Origin of the sequence: Shewanella sp. ULN5, assembly GCF_030731885.1 — a bacterium.
GTDB classification, from domain to species: Bacteria; Pseudomonadota; Gammaproteobacteria; order Enterobacterales; family Shewanellaceae; genus Shewanella; species Shewanella holmiensis.
In genome coordinates this window covers 111,390-130,256 of sequence record NZ_JAPJEE010000010.1, presented here as the reverse complement: position 1 = coordinate 130,256, position 18,867 = coordinate 111,390, and the positions used below count along the sequence as shown (strand labels likewise).

The 18,867-nt window shown below is 41.9% G+C and carries 17 protein-coding genes; 11 read left to right on the top strand and 6 right to left on the bottom strand.

From position 1 onward, the window contains the following. Positions 1-134: 134 nt before the first annotated feature. Positions 135-659: a DUF3087 family protein gene (locus ORI98_RS11455; RefSeq protein ID WP_306135300.1), complete on the top strand. Its 525-nt coding sequence runs from the start codon at positions 135-137 to the stop codon at positions 657-659. Between the two features lie 88 nt (positions 660-747). Here the strand turns inward: ORI98_RS11455 and ORI98_RS11450 are convergent, their stop codons facing one another. Continuing rightward, positions 748-1,170: an organic hydroperoxide resistance protein gene (locus tag ORI98_RS11450; RefSeq protein WP_306135299.1), complete on the bottom strand. Its 423-nt coding sequence runs from the start codon at positions 1,168-1,170 to the stop codon at positions 748-750. A gap of 262 nt (positions 1,171-1,432) precedes the next feature. On the opposite strand from ORI98_RS11450, the gene ORI98_RS11445 reads away from it, so the two are divergent. From ORI98_RS11445 to ORI98_RS11430, 3 genes are all read left to right on the top strand, one after another. Continuing rightward, the gene (locus ORI98_RS11445; protein ID WP_306135298.1) at positions 1,433-2,056 is read left to right on the top strand and encodes a hypothetical protein; all 624 of its coding nucleotides are present in this window, start codon (positions 1,433-1,435) and stop codon (positions 2,054-2,056) included. Then, entirely contained in the window at positions 2,050-2,295 is a 246-nt protein-coding gene (locus tag ORI98_RS11440; RefSeq protein ID WP_306135297.1) for a hypothetical protein, read from the top strand. The genes ORI98_RS11445 and ORI98_RS11440 overlap by 7 nt, the downstream gene beginning before the upstream one ends. 277 nt (positions 2,296-2,572) lie before the next feature. Beyond that, a complete protein-coding gene (locus tag ORI98_RS11430) occupies positions 2,573-2,815 on the top strand; it encodes a tetratricopeptide repeat protein (protein ID WP_306135296.1) in 243 nt (80 codons plus the stop codon). Positions 2,816-2,916: 101 nt separating this feature from the next. Here the strand turns inward: ORI98_RS11430 and ORI98_RS11425 are convergent, their stop codons facing one another. Further along, positions 2,917-3,858 carry a LysR family transcriptional regulator gene (locus ORI98_RS11425; RefSeq protein ID WP_306135295.1) on the bottom strand — a complete coding sequence of 314 codons (942 nt, stop codon included), beginning with the start codon at positions 3,856-3,858 and terminating at the stop codon, positions 2,917-2,919. A 446-nt stretch (positions 3,859-4,304) separates the two neighbouring features. Here ORI98_RS11425 and ORI98_RS11420 point away from each other — a divergent pair, with 446 nt between their 5' ends. Then, positions 4,305-9,332: a S8 family serine peptidase gene (locus ORI98_RS11420; protein ID WP_306135294.1), complete on the top strand. Its 5,028-nt coding sequence runs from the start codon at positions 4,305-4,307 to the stop codon at positions 9,330-9,332. Between the two features lie 89 nt (positions 9,333-9,421). On the opposite strand, the gene ORI98_RS11415 is transcribed toward ORI98_RS11420, so the two are convergent. Both ORI98_RS11415 and ORI98_RS11410 read right to left on the bottom strand, forming a co-directional pair. Further along, on the bottom strand, positions 9,422-10,477 hold the full coding sequence (locus ORI98_RS11415) for a class I SAM-dependent rRNA methyltransferase (protein WP_306135293.1): 1,056 nt from the start codon (positions 10,475-10,477) through the stop codon (positions 9,422-9,424). A gap of 201 nt (positions 10,478-10,678) precedes the next feature. Further along, on the bottom strand, positions 10,679-12,847 hold the full coding sequence (locus tag ORI98_RS11410) for an OmcA/MtrC family decaheme c-type cytochrome (RefSeq protein WP_306135292.1): 2,169 nt from the start codon (positions 12,845-12,847) through the stop codon (positions 10,679-10,681). Positions 12,848-13,351: 504 nt separating this feature from the next. On the opposite strand from ORI98_RS11410, the gene ORI98_RS11405 reads away from it, so the two are divergent. Beyond that, entirely contained in the window at positions 13,352-14,329 is a 978-nt protein-coding gene (locus ORI98_RS11405) for a LysR family transcriptional regulator (protein WP_261299412.1), read from the top strand. Beyond that, the gene (locus tag ORI98_RS11400) at positions 14,316-15,269 is read left to right on the top strand and encodes a LysR family transcriptional regulator (RefSeq protein ID WP_261299411.1); all 954 of its coding nucleotides are present in this window, start codon (positions 14,316-14,318) and stop codon (positions 15,267-15,269) included. Before ORI98_RS11405 ends, ORI98_RS11400 begins: the two co-directional genes overlap by 14 nt. A 16-nt stretch (positions 15,270-15,285) precedes the next feature. Here ORI98_RS11400 and aroQ read toward each other — a convergent pair whose 3' ends face one another. Together aroQ and arfB are read right to left on the bottom strand one after the other, a co-directional pair. Then, positions 15,286-15,741: a type II 3-dehydroquinate dehydratase gene (gene aroQ / locus ORI98_RS11395; RefSeq protein WP_306135291.1), complete on the bottom strand. Its 456-nt coding sequence runs from the start codon at positions 15,739-15,741 to the stop codon at positions 15,286-15,288. Positions 15,742-15,860: 119 nt separating this feature from the next. Next, positions 15,861-16,280 carry an alternative ribosome rescue aminoacyl-tRNA hydrolase ArfB gene (arfB, locus tag ORI98_RS11390; RefSeq protein WP_261299409.1) on the bottom strand — a complete coding sequence of 140 codons (420 nt, stop codon included), beginning with the start codon at positions 16,278-16,280 and terminating at the stop codon, positions 15,861-15,863. Between the two features lie 138 nt (positions 16,281-16,418). On the opposite strand from arfB, the gene ORI98_RS11385 reads away from it, so the two are divergent. The 4 genes from ORI98_RS11385 to ORI98_RS11370 all read left to right on the top strand — a co-directional run bounded on the left by ORI98_RS11385 (position 16,419) and on the right by ORI98_RS11370 (position 18,864). Continuing rightward, entirely contained in the window at positions 16,419-16,784 is a 366-nt protein-coding gene (locus ORI98_RS11385; RefSeq protein WP_261299434.1) for an STAS/SEC14 domain-containing protein, read from the top strand. A 64-nt stretch (positions 16,785-16,848) separates the two neighbouring features. Next, positions 16,849-17,025: a DUF3012 domain-containing protein gene (locus tag ORI98_RS11380; protein WP_306135290.1), complete on the top strand. Its 177-nt coding sequence runs from the start codon at positions 16,849-16,851 to the stop codon at positions 17,023-17,025. 21 nt (positions 17,026-17,046) lie between these two features. Beyond that, complete coding sequence (locus ORI98_RS11375; RefSeq protein WP_306135289.1) at positions 17,047-17,490, top strand: hypothetical protein; 444 nt, start codon at positions 17,047-17,049, stop codon at positions 17,488-17,490. A gap of 126 nt (positions 17,491-17,616) precedes the next feature. After that, positions 17,617-18,864 carry an efflux RND transporter periplasmic adaptor subunit gene (locus ORI98_RS11370; RefSeq protein WP_306135288.1) on the top strand — a complete coding sequence of 416 codons (1,248 nt, stop codon included), beginning with the start codon at positions 17,617-17,619 and terminating at the stop codon, positions 18,862-18,864. The last annotated feature ends 3 nt before the right edge of the window (positions 18,865-18,867 follow it).

Genomic DNA, 18,867 nt, shown 5'->3' with positions numbered 1-18,867 from the left:
AGTGTTTAAACCTGAGCGCGACAGTCATAGCCGACTAAAGTGTTTATATTAATCTGTTTAGTTTATGCGGTTAATGAGTGATTCACATTAAGCAGGTATAATGCCGCCAGTATTGAACCTTAAGAGCCATATTTATGAGATTAAGACACGTAGATAAACCGCAATATCGCAAAATGACCAATCAAGTACAGATTGGATTAATTGCCATTTTAGCTATTTCATCGGTGGTATTTGGACAGATATTGATTGCGCTATTAGGTTCTGCTTCTGTTGAGGCTGGGCAGCCAACAGGTAATTTTTACTTTAATTTTGCCGGAGTGATTTTAGGCTTAATGCTGTGCACCCTAATGGTAAAATATGGTCGAGTAAAACCACAATATACTGATGTTTATTATGTTTTCCAGCTTAAACAGCTACAAAATAAAATTTATCGCAAGCTTAACGCAGTGCAAAAGTCGGCTGCAGATAACAACCATGATGCCCTGGTGATTTTGTGTTTTTATTATCAAAGTTTAGCGCTGGTTTACGAACTAGATAACAACACCTTGACGATAACGGAAGTGAATAAGCAAATTGCTGCATTAGAAAAACAAATTACTGATAACCAATTAACATGCGATGTAAGTGAATTTGATATCAAGCTGTTAGGGCGCTTTTAAGTATCAACTTAACTGTTATTAGGTTCAAAAGAGATATAAAAAGCCAGAAAGATTTATGCTTGCTGGCTGTTTTATTAAGATAGCGTGCTTAAATTGCCACATTATTTACCGTTAATTTCACATTGATATTACCGCGTACCGCATTAGAGTATGGACAAACTTGATGTGCGGTTTGTACTAGCTTAACCGCATCGTCTTGAGGTAAATCTAGTTCCACAGCTAGGGCAACGGTTAAGGCAAACCCTTTATTATCATTGGGACCAATACCCACTGTTGCGGTTGTTGGAGCGGCTTTAATTGCCACTTTCATTTCACGAGCTACATGTAAAATCGCGTTCGAAAAACAGGCAGCATAACCCGCAGCAAATAGTTGTTCAGGGTTAGTATGCTCACCAGTGCCGCCCATTTCTTTGGGGTAGCTTAAACCGACATCGAGTTTTTTATCATCTGTAGTGACTTGACCATTTCGACCTGCTAATGCTGTTGCTGAAGTTGTATATAAAGTTGTCATAGGAATACCCCAAAAAATAAGTGAATTTAAGTTGCGTGCAATTTAATTGTATTCACTATAGGTGTTTCCTTTTTAAGATGCAACTAAATTGTGTGCAATTTAATTTAGTGCTGAGGTTAAGGTATTGCGATGATCTTGTAATGTGAAACGAGTTCATTCATATTGGATTAACTAAAACTTACATGGAATGTAGCAAATACTTCGGTTAAATCATTATCGGCAATTTAAACATTACTCGATATTGTCTTTATGCCTTCTGTTGATGAGTGCGTGTACAGTCAACACAGAAAATGCTTATAAATCTAATCACTTGCCAGAATTTAATCATTCCCTAGTTCAAAAATACACTCTATTTAATGTTCCTTCTATCGACAGTTTATCCAGTTTATCAGAAGCGCAGCGACAGGAGTTACAAGCCTTTATATCAAAAGATGATATGAAGGATTTACCGAATCGTTTAAAAGTGGCCCATTTTATCAATGATAAAATGGTTAATTTTAATTATGAAGGCCGTAATTCTACTATTAGTGAGTCTTGGGAAAGTAAATCGGGTAATTGTATGGCTTTAGCGCTTTTGACCTATTCAATAGCAAAAGAGCTAGACGTCTACCCCGTATTTCAAGTGGTTTACGCCTCGCCCGTATTGACCAATATTACTGCAGATCTTTTAGTCACATCCGATCATGTACGTACATTCTTATATGATGAACAACCTAGTGGTCACTATCTTAGTGGTAGTACGTCAACCGTTATAGATTACTTTCCCGATAGGTTTGATAGAACGGGTGCCATTGTTTCGGAAAATGAGTTTTTAGCGATGTTTTACAGAAATTTAGCAGCAGATGCACTGCTATTACAGAATTATGGTCACGCCTTTTTTTGTTGAAACAAGGATTCACCCTTGCGCCAGAATATGAACCTTTGATCAATATGATGGCGATTGTTCATCGTCGTTTAGGAGATAATGTCACCACGGAAAAATTATATCGTTACGGTCTAAATATTGAGCCAGGCTCCTTAACAATATTAAGTAATTATCGCTTATTACTTGAATTACAGGGTCGTAAAGAAGACGTTGCTCGAATAGAACAACAATTATTATCTATTGAGTCTAGGGTCTGTTGATCTTTCAAGGTTGTTTTTGCAGCGAATTGTTGGCCTTTTATACAAGGCAGAGACTTTGAGGTGTAGTTATTCTACATAAAAAGTCGGTAACGCAGTAAAAATGGCCAACAAACGCTGCCCGGAGGGTTCGGCTAAAAACGTTTTGCTCTTTGTTGAATGGATTTTGCTTAGATGACTAGGCATCAATCCATTCGCCTCGATTAAAACGTTTTTAACTCGAACAAAATTTAACCAGCAAAGATCAACAGACCCTAGTAACCCTTATCGATACTACGGTTTGGGGATTGAAGCGTTAGAAAGTAAGGATTACCAAACCGCGACGGTTTTTATGAGCAAGTTTTTACGTGAAGCCCCTTATTTTCATCTTGGTTATCTTGCTTTAGCTCGGGCACAATTAGGAATGGGAAACAAAGAACAAGCTGAAGAAGCTTTAAATAAGGCGGTTATTTTGACGAATTTACCTGAACACAAAAAGGTTTATTTAGCCAAATTAGATTGGCTAAATAAACCTAGCCATTAATGTGTAAATTTAACCAAGCGTTAAAGCTATATTGGCAATAAATCAATTGGTTGAAATTGACTTCATTCTTTTATTTCTCTTAACCACGAAATTAAAAAATTTTAAGCAATATTTTGCTTTATGGGTAAGGACTCATTGACTGAATTTGCTCGTTTTATGACAAAGTCGATGAAAGTTTTTACTGATTGGCTTTGAGTCTTACCCGCCAAACTGATAATACTAAAATGTGCATTTAGTTTTGGCATGAGTTGGGGGGTTAGTTGAATTAATGTCCCCATTGTTAGTTCTTCCCGCACAGCAATTTCAGGTGTTAATGCGACTAAATCTGAATGATAAATAGAGGATTTGATGGCATGAAATTGATCAAAACGTACCAAACCAGCAAAGTTCTTTCTACGCAACTCAAACAGATCATCAAATTGGTTGGCAATATTAGTAGGCAAATGCGTAGGAATGGCTAAAGGATAGTCTTTGAATGAAGCCAAATATAATCGATGTAATGATGCTAGAGGGTGTTGGGGTCGACAACAAAAAATAACGGGAAAGGGGGGGAGCTCTATGACGTTAAAATGTGGGTGTTCATCGAGTTTAGTAAATCGTGATTCTGCAACAAATACATCGAGATTACCTGCTAGTAATTGCTCAGACAGCGATTGCCAACCATCTACTTTTAAATCTAGAGTCATGCTTGGCCTTGCTTTAATATATTCGCCAAGAATTGGGCCAACTAAACTGTTTGACGGAATTGGACTAGCACCAATTTTTATTTCAAATTCATTATTACCATGGAAGCTGGCTAGCTCTTCAATTAACTTATCGTGTTCGTTGATTATTTTTAAACAATGATTAAGTGTTATCACACCTAATGCCGTAATCGACATATTTTTAGAGTCGCGCTCAAATAGTTTACCGCCAACTAATGATTCTAATTTTTGAATGCTTCTAGAAAGTGATGGTTGGGTGATACTTAATTTTTGTGCTGCACGATTGAAGTGTTGAAACTCTGCTAGGGTCACAAAATGTTTAATGTTGCGTAATTCCATATTTCCTCCATATCGTATTGAATCAATTTTTACATTTAAGGTTTTGTATAAAAACAATGGTTTATTTTGCCCAAAAATAAGGCTGATGTTCTAGCGCGGGTCACGTCATTTATTTATGTTAACAACGTTAAATTAATGTGCTGACGACTGCAATGGCGTATTAACTCTGACATGTTTCATTTTGTATCCCACTCCCTTGATTGTATACGGTTCTAGTCGTTATTAATCTCTTATATTGATTTGATTTATATCTAATAAATATCAAGTTATTGTTTTAAAACTGTATTTTGTTTTTTACTTTTGAGCTAAACATGTGATGTATACGCATTGGCTATGGTTTGATGTTTTAAATGAATTAGCCCTGATACCTAATTAACCGTTAAATATGGGTGTGACAAATTTGTTAAAAAGTTTGAGTAATCAGACATTGATGGGAAGTCAAAACAATGAAACTAAAAAAAGTACATATAATGACCCTAGCGGCCATTTATGCTGGTGCAGCAGGAGCAAGTGCTGACAGTACAAATACGGGCGCTTCATATTCAGCGAATATTAAGCCAATCGTGATCACCGATGCGATAAAAAAATATAACGAAAATAAACACAAAGATCGTGTGTCAGGTGAAGTGGTTGCTGAAACTCGAAATAGTAATGGCCGAAATGTTCATCGTGCTATTTCAGGCGCTGACCAAAAAGTCCCTTTTGTTTATGAAGATAATATTGCTGGTGAGCAAATTTATATTATTCAATTAGCAGATAAACCTGTTTCTTTATATCAAGGTGGTGTGGCAGGCTTAAATGCAACGACCCCTAGAGCGAATAAACTCCCTGCAGCGTTAAGCCCACAACTACATGATAAAGTTGATCTAAACAGCAGTGATGTACGTTCTTATCGTAGCTACCTTGCTGATAAACAAGCAGGTGTTACCTCTCAAATTACCAGCTTAGTGGGTAATACTAAAACTATTGCTAACTATCAACTTGCCTTTAATGGTATGTCGATGAGGATGACCCAAGACCAAGCAGCACGAGTTGCTGATTTGGATGGTGTTGTCAGCGTCACTCGTGAGATCATTTATCAATTACAAACCGATGTAGGCCCACAACATATTGGTGCTGACAAGTTTTGGACCGGTGAAGTTACTGGTGAAGCGTTCACCGGTAAAGGTATTGTTGTTGGTGTATTAGATACCGGCATTAATACTGACCATGACTCATTTGCAGTGCAAGGTGATGATGGCTATGTACATCAACTACCCTCTCGGTATGCGGGTTATTTAGGTGATTGTGAACTTGAAGAGTTTGCTGGCATGTGTAATGACAAGTTAATCGGTGTGCACTCTTATCCAGTGATTACCGATTCTTATAGCGATGCAAGCTTTCAGCCTGATAAGGGCTGGTGGGAAATCGAAGGGCCACTGAGACCCGCGAATGGTGAAGATTATAACGGTCATGGTTCACACACAGCTTCTACTGCTGCCGGTAATATATTATTAGATCGCGCTTATATGGTGCCTGATGTTGGTGTCACTAGTGATGGTAAAGAAACCAACCTAGTACTACCGCGGATGTCAGGTGTCGCGCCACATGCTAACGTGATCATGTATCAGGTTTGTCATTCAGGTGATGGCAGTTTTAATAATTTCACCGGTTGTCCAGGTTCTGCGCTACTTGCCGGTATTGAAGATGCCATTGCTGATGGTGTTGATGTTGTTAACTATTCGATTGGTACTGCTTATGGTGCTTTTCCTTGGGAAGACCCAATGGAAATGGCATTTTTAGCTGCTCGTGAAGCAGGTATTTCGGTATCAGCCTCTGCGGGTAACTCGTTTGACCCATCACAAGCCGCTCAACGTCGTGGCGCCATTGACCATTTATCTCCTTGGGTGACTTCGGTTGCGGCAACCACCCATACACGTGAATTCAGTGTGGAAGGTAAAATGCTAACTGGTGCAACAGGCGGCGTGCAGGAGTTACCTGAGCTGGTTGGTGGCGGGATCACTGAAGGTTACACAGGCCCTGTGGTTGAGGCAAAAGCTTATGGTTGGGAGTATGGAAAGTGTAACAACCCATTCCCAGCAGGCTTTTTTGATAACTCTCCTGATGGTATTCCATACGACACTGCACCAATTGTAGTGTGTCAACGTGGTGATATTGCCCGCGTAGAAAAAGCCATTAATGTTGCCGAAGGTGGCGCTGGTGGTTTTATCTTACGTAACTCCAGCTCAAGTGAATCGGTTAACAATGATGCTTATGTGATCCCTGGTATCCACTTGTCTACCGCTGGTTACTACGGTGATGCATCAACTAACTGGTTTGGTTTATCAAGCTGGTTATCTAAAGGATCTGACCATAGGTTAACCATTACGCCATCAAATGTGGTGACTAAAGAACGTGTTGCCAATACCTTAGCTGACTTCTCTTCTCGTGGTCATAACTTTGATAATCCAGAAGTGATGTCACCCAACCTTGCCGCGCCTGGTGTCGATATCTATGCGGCATGGGCTGATGATATGCCATTTTCTGGTGTAGGCGTTCCGGGTGATTTTAATAGTATCAGTGGTACGTCGATGGCTGCGCCACATGTTGCTGGTGCAATGGCATTGTTAAAGCAAGCTCAGCCAAGTTGGACGCCTGCTCAAATTCAGTCTGCATTAATGACGACAGCTAATTTAGCAGAGGTGACACGCACAGTTGAAGCCTATCCATTTACTGACATTGAGCCTGCTGGTTTTAGCGATGCAGGTAGTGGGGTGATTAACGTTGCCCGCGCTTATAAAGCGGGTCTAGTGATGGATGAAACCGGTGATAATTATCGCGCGGCCAATCCTAAAAATGGCGGCACAGTGAATACGCTAAACGTGCCATATTTTTACAATGAAAGTTGTAACGGCACTTGTACCATGATGCGTACGTTCACCGCCACAGCTGATGGTAGCTGGACTGTTGATGCACAGGCATTAGCAATGGAAGGTGCTGACATGTTGTCGCTTGAAGTGTCACCTAAGACATTTAGTCTTAGCAAGGGTGAAACTCAGGCAATCATGCTGACCGCTAAAGTGTTAGAGGTGCAAGCGCCTAATGCAGATTCATCCTCATTACGCTTATTAGGTGATGTGACCATTACCCCTGACAACACCGATATGCCAATGCAGCACTTACCTGTCAGCATTCGTTATAGCGGCACAAGTATGCCTGAAAACGTGATGGGTAAAATCCATCGTCAGCAAGGTCATATTTTAACGCCAGAAATTCATAGCGAAGAAATTCAGACGTTTAATAGCCGTGTAAATGGCTTGGTTAAAGCTGAAGTTTTTGACGTGCAAATGCAACGTAGTGAAGTACGTAACTTAGATTACAGCGCTCAAGAGCGTATCGATGATGGCCAAGTGGTTAAGTTTTTTGACGTACCAGAAGGCACTAAGCGTATCGTGTGGGAAGTGGTAAAAGCTGACTATAATGCTTATGCATCAATCGATATCGGTATGGATGTCAATAACGACGGTGAAATCCAATGGAATGATGAAGCTATTTGTTATTCACGCATCGATAACAATGACTATTGTGCTATCAATAATCCAACACCTGGAACCTATTGGGCCTTTGGTTCAAACTATAAGTATGACTATGAAGATGAGGCTAATTTAGCCGACAGCATGATTTTTGCCTTAGCCATAATTGGTGACGAAGATTTTGCCAATCTAACCGCAGTAGGTCCTGATTCATCGAATGGTATTGACCCATATCGCGTGCAGCTAAACTATGATTTAGCAGATGCACAAGAAGGTGATGTTTACTATGGTTACGTGGGGCTTGGTAGCGACAGTTATAACGATGATAACTTGGGTTACATTCCAGTAAAACTTGTTCATAGCGGTGCAGATACCAGTGTTGAAGCCAGTCAAACAAGTGCTAAAACGGGTGATGTTATTAACTTTGAAGTGACTTTAGCGCCTAATTTATTAGGTGGTGAGCGCCAAGTAACGTTAAACACTGAACTTGCTTCAGGCTTCCAACTGTTACAAGACAGCATTAAGGTGGCTGGTTTACCACAATACGCACAAGACATGACCGTTGAAGGCAACACTATTAGCTTTAACACAGTGCAGCCATCGTCAGCCGATACACGTCGTCATTATGTATTTACTACAAGTGTTGAAGATGCGACTTGTCGTATTCCTGCACAAATACAAGACGGCAGCGATACCTATATTGATCTTCCATCAGCGTATCAAATGGATGGCTTAGTGGGATATTCAAACCAGTACCTAAGTATACCAATGTCATCAAGTGGCTTGCCTCATGTACCATTATATGGTGCACAGCAAGACATGCTGCATGACTTACTTGAAATCTCACCGTTTGGTTATGTGAAGTTTGATGAAATGCCTGATTTCTATAACTATCATGTTGAGTTTAATGATGAGTTTCAAAACTTCCCAGACACCATTGTTGCACCGTTATGGCGTGGTGATGTGATGATGCCAGAACTTGCCTTCCGTGAAGATCTTGGCGTAGCAACTAACCGAGTTTACGGCGCGGTCATTGATGACTACTACGTGTTCCAGTGGAAAGGGGGGGAAGAAATTTATAACCGCTTTACTGGCAACCGTAACCCAGACCCATCAGCTTACTTTGATGTTGAAACCATTATTTCAACTAAGTTAGATTTTGCACCAGGTGCTCATGAAATCATGTTTGGTTATCAAGCTATTCAAACGGCTAACGCCCACTTTGGTTCAATTGGTCTTCATGGTTATTATGGCGAACGAGGCACTTATGGTCCTGTTGAAGGTTGGTTGAATGATGGTTTTGCATTTAACAATGTCGATGAAAAAGTCGCTGAAGGTATGTTAGTTTGTGCTGACTACCAAGGCCCTGAAAGCTCAGGTTTAACCGTAAGCTTCTCTGCTCGGGTATCAGCCGCTGCTGTGGGTATTGATAATGCTGTTACTGTAACCAGTCAATATGCTGATTCAGAGTCAGTCATGGTTAGTGCAAGCGTATCATCACCAAGCAACATTCAGGTGGCCGGTATTGCTGACCAAAGCATTGGTGAAAACACCTCAATCACTTTAGATGTTATTTATGCAGATCTTAAAGCCACTGCAAATGGCATTATGGTTGCTGGTGATAACATCACTGCGGTAGTTGAAGGTGATAGCATTACGATTACCCCAGATGCCGATTGGTTTGGTGAAACTATGGTGTCGGTAACTGTGCATGATATGGCCTACCCATCGGATGCAGCCTCTACCAGCTTCATGCTAACAGTAAGCTCTGACGGTATTGAAAATGGTTGTACCGATTCAAGTGCAACTAACTATGATGCAAATGCCAATACTGATGATGGTTCATGTACCTTCCCGGCCCCACCAGTGAAAGAGGATACCTCATCAAGCGGCGGTAGCTTAGGCTTCTTAGCTTTAGGGGTTTTAGGCTTTATGGCTGGACGTCGTCGTAAAGTTCACTAATAGATAGGCATGTTAAGCAAACAACACCTATAAAAGAGGCCCTCGCATGAGGGCCTTTTGTTTTCAATTTTTTATTAACTAATTATTTATCAATTAATTGTTAGCGCGACTATCTTCAATGGATGATTATCATCAAATGCAGGAAAGTCCTGATGACAGTCTAACCATTCAAAATGGGTTACTTTACGGCCTTGTTTTTCAACACATCTGACTAAGCTGTCTAGCCAAGATTGGCGCTCCACTTTGGCGACATTATTACAGCACACTATGGTGCCGCCGGGTTTTGTGGTTAGCATGGCGGGTTTAAATAAGCCTTGGTAATCATTGATTAAATCGACGACGCCGAACGCGCTTTTAGCAAAACGTGGCGGATCTAAAAAAACCAAGTCAAAAGTGGCTTTAGCCAGTTTAGGGAACTTGGGCAACTTTTGATTACGACGTCCACCCACAGGTAAACCTGCAAGTTGACGTAGGGCTGGAAACGCATCGCTTTGCACAAACTCACATACAGAATCAACCTGATTTAGCGCTGCATTTTTTTGGCCAGCAGCCAATGCAAATGATGAAAAATCGACATTCATTACTCGCTTGGCGCCACCAACAGCCGCCGCGGTACCAATACCGCAGGTGTAAGAAAATAAATTTAATACCGTTTTGTTATTACTGTGCTGGCGAACGTACTCACGGCCAATACGCATGTCTAAAAATAATAATGGGTCTTGACCTTCATGGCGTAATTTAGTGGTAAATGCGATGCCGTTTTCGTGCATCACTTGTTCCGACATCGCATAGTCTTGTGCTTCATTGACTAAGTTATTGGCAACGCGAGAATTTTTTTGCGAGCGGTCGTTATACACCAGGGGGAAATCGCCATGCTTAATCAATACTTGGCTTATTTGTGCTAGCTGTTGCTCTGATAATGTCTCGTGAAAAGATTGCACTAACCATGCATCGCCATAGCGGTCGATGTTCAAGCCATTAGCGCCTTCTACCGTGCCATGAAATACACGATAGCAGTCAGTATTGTGCTGTTTTGCATGCGCAAAAAAGTCTTCTCGTTGGGTAAAGGCATCAGCGAGCACTTGTGTAAAATCGATTGCCGCTTGTTCAGGTGTGGCAATGCTAGCAGAAGTTGGGGTCGTCATAGAAAAAGGCCGCTGAGTTAGGGTAGAAAGCGCGTCATTATATCAGAGTCTTATGCAGGAAGCAGTCAAAGTCATCAGTGGGTTTAGGTAAGAGCTGATTGAAAAAGGTGCCTTTATAAAAATAAAGGCACCGAAGGTCTTGCTTGGGTTGTTGCGGGGGAACGAATGATTGGTGCTAGGTATCACCTAGCACCAATAGGGTTATAGCTTGTGACCGTGATGCTCCATAATTTTTTCAGGGCTATGACAGGTAGCACAGGCTTCTTTAGCTGATTTAGCTTGTTGCTTATCTGGGCCAAAGTACGCGCCATTACTTTGCATATGGGCCATTGCCGCATCTGAAAGATACTTCTGGTGACAGCTAATACATGATGCAGCATCAGATGATGCGTACCAGGTTTCAACTGGTGTTAGGCTAGGATCGTTTTGTTTACCAGGAATAAAGCTTGGTACAGCATGTGCCTGCCCAGCATTACGACCTAACTCAAATCCGTAAGCTTTACCGCCCCATCCTTCAACTTCAGCATGACATGTCATACAGTCGGTCTTGAGTATGGTGCCACTACCACCATGGCCATTATCATGTCCTTTGGCTCTGTGGGCTTTATACATAAAGCTTGTTGACTTCATTTCACCCCATGCCACAGCGTCACCGTTAGTATCTTCAACCGCACCAAGTTTCTTATCATTGGTGTGGCAAGCAATACAGTTTACGCCGTTTGAGTCATGGTAAAACTCAAAGCTATGACAGCTATGACAGGTTTGGTTATCAACAATTGCACGGCGCATCGCAACCACAGCTTCATTGTCATCTAGCACTGTGCGGTACGCGGGTGTTTGTACATAAGCTGGATAAGCGTCGGTATTATCACACGCTGTGCGTGTAGATGTTCCTTCGGTAAAACACACTTTCAGTACTGGTAACACTTCAAGCGAACGAGAAGCAATGTCAGTAGGGAAGTTCATGCCCACTTTTACGCTGACACTATTGTCTGCATTCCAGGTGGCTTTGTTGGCATCTTTGATGTCAATACGACGCTCACTATAGGGTGATTGATCAAAATCAGGGTAGTCTTTTTCAACATCCCAGCTGATCACTACATAGGGCTTGCTATAGCCTTTTTTGTAGATTTCATTCTGCGCAACAGCGTTGCCAGTGCCATCTACAATCTTCATTTCGAAGCTGATTTCATTGGCGGCACTAATTGCAACATTACTGACAGACACGTCATACTCTTTTGCCCCTTGGTAAGGCTTAGTATGATTGTCATGCACCGCAGCGCTATGACAGTCGGTACAGGTCAGTTGTGGGTTTTTATCTGATTTATGCTGTGCTGGTGAATCAGTATGGCAGCCAATACAAGCATTGGCATTGGCATTGGCAAGCCACAGGTCTTTGTCGGCTAAAGAGTCATCTTCTACGTGACAGGTTGCACAATCCATAAAGGGTTTAGTTGGGAACGCTGGGTAATCAAAGGCATGATCACCGCCATAACCTGCAATGGTATATGGCATAGGAACGATATTGCCTTGTTCGTCTTTACCTTCCCGGTTAGGCCCCATATGAATCGCGTGAACCATATGACCTAGCTCAACCGATACAGCATTCGGATCGGTCACAATACCATTATGGCAAGATTGACAGTTTTCCATGTCTAAACGACGTCCGCCATGGGCTTTAAGGCTGTCTGGCTGATGACAGGTATAGCAGGTTTGTAATGTGACTAGATCACGGGTTTCTATGCCTTCAGACGCATTTGTTGCGGGTATCCAGTCAAAATGGGCATTCTCTGCTAACTCTTTCCCTGAGTCATATTCAAATTGCATTTCAATCGCGATACGTTGGGTTAATGCAGGGTCAAAAGTCACTCCCGCTGGGTCATCTGATGCAGTTAGATCGGTTTTGAAGGTGTAACTGTAAGTACCATTTTTATGATCGACTAAACATTCAACGCAGTTTTTAATTTGTTCAAAACCTTGTTCAAAGGTTGTGCCAGCATCATTGGTGGTTTCGTTAAGTAGCGACATCCACTGTTTTAACTCGCTGCCTTCTGTGGTTTGCAATTGCGCTAATGAGAAGCGGAAATCATGAAATGGATTCGTGCCACTTAAACCAAATAAGCCAACACCCTGTTTGTTTTCTAATTCAAAATCAACGCTAATAATGCCGTTGCTATAGCTTGCTTGGGTAATATTAGCGATAGCTTCATTCGCCATATCAATATTTAAACCGCTAGTGCCAGGCGTACCAGGAATACCTGGGGTGCCGTCTTCACCATTTTTACCATCATCGCCATCACTACAGGCCGATAACATCATGGTGGATGCGATCAGCAGTGCAAGTGTGGTTGTTTTTGTTTTTATCATCATCTTTATCTCCAATGTTCACTCTAGGTGTCACAGGTGTAAATGTTAATGATTGGTAGGAAATCTGATATGAAGCTCATCACTCAAACAGCTATTATTCCGTTTGTTTTTTGTGCTGTACTTTTGTGGTTTTTAAGTGATTAATATGGCTTATATAGCCGTTATGGCGAATGTTAGTGACATTTATATTGTCAATGTGGTGTATTGCTAGTGTTTTGTATCAAATTTCACAAAGTAAAACTCTAATATCTATATTCAGCAAATCACAATCATGCATTTTAAATACTCTAACCAAGTACAATTATCACTTTGTTTATGTTAGCTATTTATTATCCAGCAGGCTTCACAGTTATGCACTAAATACAGGAATATCAGCAGTAGTCTATGTAAAATAATGATCAATAATGTTATCAAGCTTGCGCAGCACAAAGGCGTTCACTACCAACTCACGTAAAATTGCATAACCAACCTTAAGATGGCTAAAGTTGACGTTTACCAGGGAGAGGCATGAGCCGGATTAATTCTAATACGCTATTTAATATCAAAGTCTTTGTTTTACTATTTGAAACCTTAAATTCCTCAGAAGTCGCTCAACAATTAGGCGTGGCAGCATCTAAAATTAGCCGCAGTCTTAAAGCTTTACGCCACTCTTTTGATGAGCCGTTATTTATTCGTAAACAACACGGTTTTGAACACACGCCTTTTGCACAGGAAATTTATCCGCAATTAAAACAAATGCTGCTTTTATCTGAGCAATGTTTAGCTCTGTCGGAGTCTGAAAGTAGCGATATTAGACAAGAGGTGATGATTGCCTGTCCGCCATCATTATCATTGAATTTACTCAGCTATTTACAAGATAAAGCCTCACAGTTAAAGCAACCTTTAACTTTTAATATTAAGCCTTGCAGCCACAATATTGACAAGCTGCTGAATCGTTTTGATGTTGATTATGCGATTACTTTTGAGGCATATAATTCTGAACGATTAGCTTCCACGTTTGTGGCAAAAGCCAATGCATATGTACTGCTTGGAAATGCTGAACACCCTGTTTTTCATGGTAATGATTTTGTCGATATCGATACCATCATTAAATATCCATATATCAGTTTTAACGGCCATGAATTTGAACAGGGGCATGACCCTTTGTTGCTATATGCCTTAGATAAACACTATCGAGTGGATGTGGTTGCTAAAATTTGCTTACTGGCGGATTTGATGATCCAGCTTGAACGCAGTAACGCTTTAACCTTGGTGTGTTATCGCGATGCGGTTGAGTTTTTGTGTACCAAAGGCAACATACAAGCAATGTCACTGCCAGAGGAGCAAAATAGACTGCTTAATCAACGCGCGGATGGGCATAGGCACTATTTAACTATGTTGAGGGAAAGCCACAGTAAACCCCAATGGATAGCAGATGAAATTGCTTCGTATATTCAGGGTAATGTCATTTTAAATTATGAAGGTAAGACAGATGCCAAAAGATAAATTACTCGATATTTCATTAGAGACAATTGAGATATTCTGTCAGATATACCTCAAAAAAAATGCTATTGAGGTGGCAAATCATTTGGACTTATCTCAGCCTAAAGTTAGCCGATCCCTTGGTGCGTTAAGAAGCGTATTTGATGACCCATTATTTTTACGCCGTGAAAATCAATTTCAAGCCACCGATATTGCCCATAATCTCTATCCCATATTCAATAACATGATCCAATGCCGGCAAACGCTGGACGACATGATGCGAGGTTCCGCAGGTATTATTGCCAATGCGGTTGAAGTGGCCACAGTGCCACAATTACAGGTTAATTTAATTCAAAGCGTTAAACAGGCGGTAGTGGAATTAACCGCGGCCGACATTATGATTTCAACCACTCAATGGGGAGCGGGCACTGCACAACAATTATTGAATGATGAAATTGACGCCGCCATTTGTTTTGAGCGGGCCCCAAGCCATTCAATTTTGTCTAAATCCATTATTCAACATCGGGGGGGGTATTTGGTGGCGCGAAAGCACCATCCCATTTGGGATAACCCCTGTATTGATAAGATGATTAATTATCCATTGATTAAGTTAATCACTATGCCGTTTCCTGCTAATAAGTCTCCCTTGGGCAATTATGCCAAGCGCTTAGGCAAAACATTGCAGTGTTATGCCACAGTGCCAGATCTTGGCACCGCCGCCAGTAACTTGCTTCAGTCGGATGCGATTATTGTCGTCGGGGTGAAAGAGGCGGTTAACTTTTTTAATAATGTAAATGGTTTGCATGCGCAAAAAATTGATTCAGCGCAAGACCAATCCATTTTAGAAAATTTCAGTCATCCCACAGTGTATTTGTGGTTAAAACTGGATGCTAGCGGCAAAGTGACTACCCCGTTTTGGCTTCAAAGATGTTTAGAAGATTACATCATTCAAGCGCATCAATAACGGGGCGTTAAGGTGGTTAGTGTGGCGCGTTATTATCCTGTACGTGTTTAAGCGCAGCTTGTAATGCAAACTGATAACCTTGTGCGCCCAATCCACAAATGACCCCAAGCGCTTTATCAGAAAAATACGAGTGATGTCTGAATGGCTCACGAGCGTGAACGTTAGATAAATGCACTTCAATAAACGGAATCGCCACACCCAAAATCGCATCGCGGATCGCCACACTGGTATGGGTAAATGCGGCAGGGTTAATAATCATAAACTGTGCATCAGTTGCGTGAATGGCATCAATAATTTCATGCTCAGCATTAGACTGAATATGTTCCAGCACGACACCGGCAGCACTGGCAGCGCTTTGTAATTCAGACACAATAGTCGCCAAGTTTTGCGTGCCATAATGACCCGGCTCGCGGCGGCCGAGTAAGTTTAAATTAGGGCCGTTTACTAATAAGATTTTTGCAGTTTGGCTCATGATAATCCTTTGGCAATCACAACTTATGGCGATTATTCACCGTTTTAGTTAACCTAATTTCAGGTTGCTTAGTTTGTTTTTAACGCAAGTTAGTTGTTCAGTAAACCAAAATTTATTCATTAATCAAACTTGGGCTTACTTTGACGTAATGCTTTGGTGGCGCCGCGTTGTTTCTTGGTTTCAATACGCCGCTTTTGGCTGCCTTTAGTGGCCTTAGTCGCAATGCGTTTTTTGGCCACAATAGTGGCACTTTTTATGAGCGCAATAAACTGCTCTAACGCCAGTTGGCGATTAAAATCTTGGCTGCGAGATTGCTGACACTTGATGATGATTTTACCGCTTTGGGTAATACGATGATCTGCCTTGGCCAATAATTTTTGTTTATAAAAATCAGGTAAAGACGATTGATTGATGTCGAAAATCAGCTGTGCAGCAGTCGACACTTTATTTATGTGTTGGCCGCCTGCGCCACTTGAGCGGACAAATTGCCACTCAAGTTCTTTATCTTCGATTGTCACACTATTGGAAATATTTATCATAGTGTAAAGGGTATCACTTTTTAGATTAAAAATAGTTATATATTGGCGGCGGTAATATTTGTTATGATTTGCGCCATTGAAGTGAATGGGTTGCTAATCGATATTTATCGGTTAGTCACCATGACTCCGGAGCTGTTTATGTTATGCCAAATTTCTGATATCACCAAAGGGGTTATCAGCCTGTTTGTAAGCGGGCGATTATCGGCACAAGATTACCGAAGCCGTTTACAGCCCGCGATTAAATCTTACCGCAAAGACTGGGGGCAGGTGTGCTTGTATATTGAAGCGGATGTGCTGTTAGAGGGCTGGGAGTTTGGCTCGCTAACTGGCAGCGGCGAAGTACAATTGCCCGCATTTGATGCATTAGTATTTGTTGGTGGCCCTGACTGGGTAGGTAACTCTGTCAGATTAATGGGACCGTTTATGCAAGGTGAGGTGGCCTGGTTTCCGCTTTCACAAAAACAAGATGCGATAAACTGGATCACTAAGCGATCACAACATTAAGATCATTACTCTCTGCAAGTTTGTTATGTGGGGGAATTATTGTTAACTCAATCAAGGAAGTATTATGTTATTCAAAAAACTTTTAGCACTATCAGCAGTGAGTATTTTCACGTTAGGTTTAACAGCATGCGCACCAGAAGTGGGTAGCGAAGCATGGTGTAAGCAAATGAAAGAGAAACCAAGCGGTGATTGGTCTTCAAATGAAGCTGCCGATTATGCTAAACACTGCGTGTTCAAGTAAACGCCGTTTTAGATGATTAATATGATCCACCTTAATTCGTTTTCAATGATGCGATCAATCAAGCTTTTGATCGCTATTATTGTGCTGCAATTTGCCGGCGCGAATTTAGGTGGGCATCAATTACACCTAGGCAATAGTGCTGAAGATAAAGGCAATCATGCCCATGTTCAGTTCACGCCAACCTTAGATATTGCCGCCCTTAGTCAACTTGCTGAATGTATACAATGCAGTTGCGCTGCAGAGGGGGCCCGTGAACATGCGCCTTCAGATGATCATTCTCACCCAGCGCCTACTAACAAGACGGTTGATTTGTGCCTAGACTGCCAGTGTCACGGTGGTTTAGTGGCTATCGTGCTGCCCGAACAACTCTATACGGCTGATCAAGCTAATCAACAACCGCTTCAAACCGCTCAATCTTATTTAGCCCCCGCTTTAGGTGCGACTTACCGCCCCCCGATAATATAAATCCTGTTTAAATTCATTCATTAAAGGTTTGCTGTTTCGACAGACAAGCTTGATTATTTTTATGGCTAAATTGAATGCTTATCGAAGCATTTCAACTTGGTCATGCTTGAGTTCTAGGATTTATTTATGACAATTCCAGTTATCAATTTGCCGGTAAATACTCGGTTTTTAGCATCGTTTAGTTTCATTGTACGTCAATTAGTGTGGCTAGCCGTTATCGGCCTTGGCTTAATGCTTTTTAGCAATACGGTTATGGCAAGTGATGATCATGAACCACAGCCGTCTGCAGCTCACCCCCAAGGGGATGAGGATGAGGATGAACATGACGACGCCTTAACGTTAACAGCGCAGCAACGCGAGTTGGCTAACATTCGAGTAGAAACCCTCAATAGTAGTCCTTTTGATTTGACTTCCGTTGCCACAGCTCAGCTGGTGGTTGATAAAGATAAAACCGTCACCATTGCCCCGCAGTTAGCAATGCAAGTATTAAAACGCCATGTGGTGCCGGGGCAGCAAGTGTTAAAAGGGCAAGCATTACTCACTTTAGGTGGCACCGACATTGCTCAAGCTCAAGCCGATTATATTAATGCGGCGACAGAGTGGCAGCGCGTGAGTCGTATGGCTAAAGGGACGATTAGTGCCAGTGAGAAAATGCGCACAGAAGTGAATGCCGAGCTTAAACGTGCGGTGCTTAATGCCATTATGATGACGCCAGAACAAATTAGCGCCCTGACAACTTCGCCTCAATCGATTGGCCAATTTCAATTATTAGCGCCAATTTCAGGACGGGTTCAGCAAGATGCCGCCATGCTAGGGCAGGTATTAGCAGCGGGCACAGCGTTAATGCAACTTACCGACGAGTCGTTTTTATGGGTTGAAGCACAATTAACCCCTGTGCAGTCTGAACGTGTCGCCATTGGGCAATCGGCCTTGGTGCGCGTTGGGCAGCGAAATGTCACCGGTGTTGTGATTGGTCGCTCGCATGAGCTTAATGCCATTACCCGCACAGAACAGGTGTGGATCAGTATGCCGAATCAGCAACATGTGCTGCATGCCGGCGAGTTTGCCGAGTTGTACTTTCAGCAAAGCGGCCTTGATACCAGTAAACCAGTGGGTGGCCATACTCATGAAAAAGGGAGTTTACACGGCATTATTGTGCCTGATAGCGCATTAACCCGCAGTAGTGATGGGGATTGGCAAGTGTTTATTGAAGATCAAGATGGCTTTGAGGCAGTTGAAGTTGATGTGGTGCAAAGTCAGCGTGGGCTGAACCTTGTCAGCGGAATTGAAAGTGGCTCAAAAGTGGTGGTGTCAGGGGCGTTTTTTCTAGCATCTGAATTGGCTAAATCTGGCTTTGATATTCATAACCACTAGGAG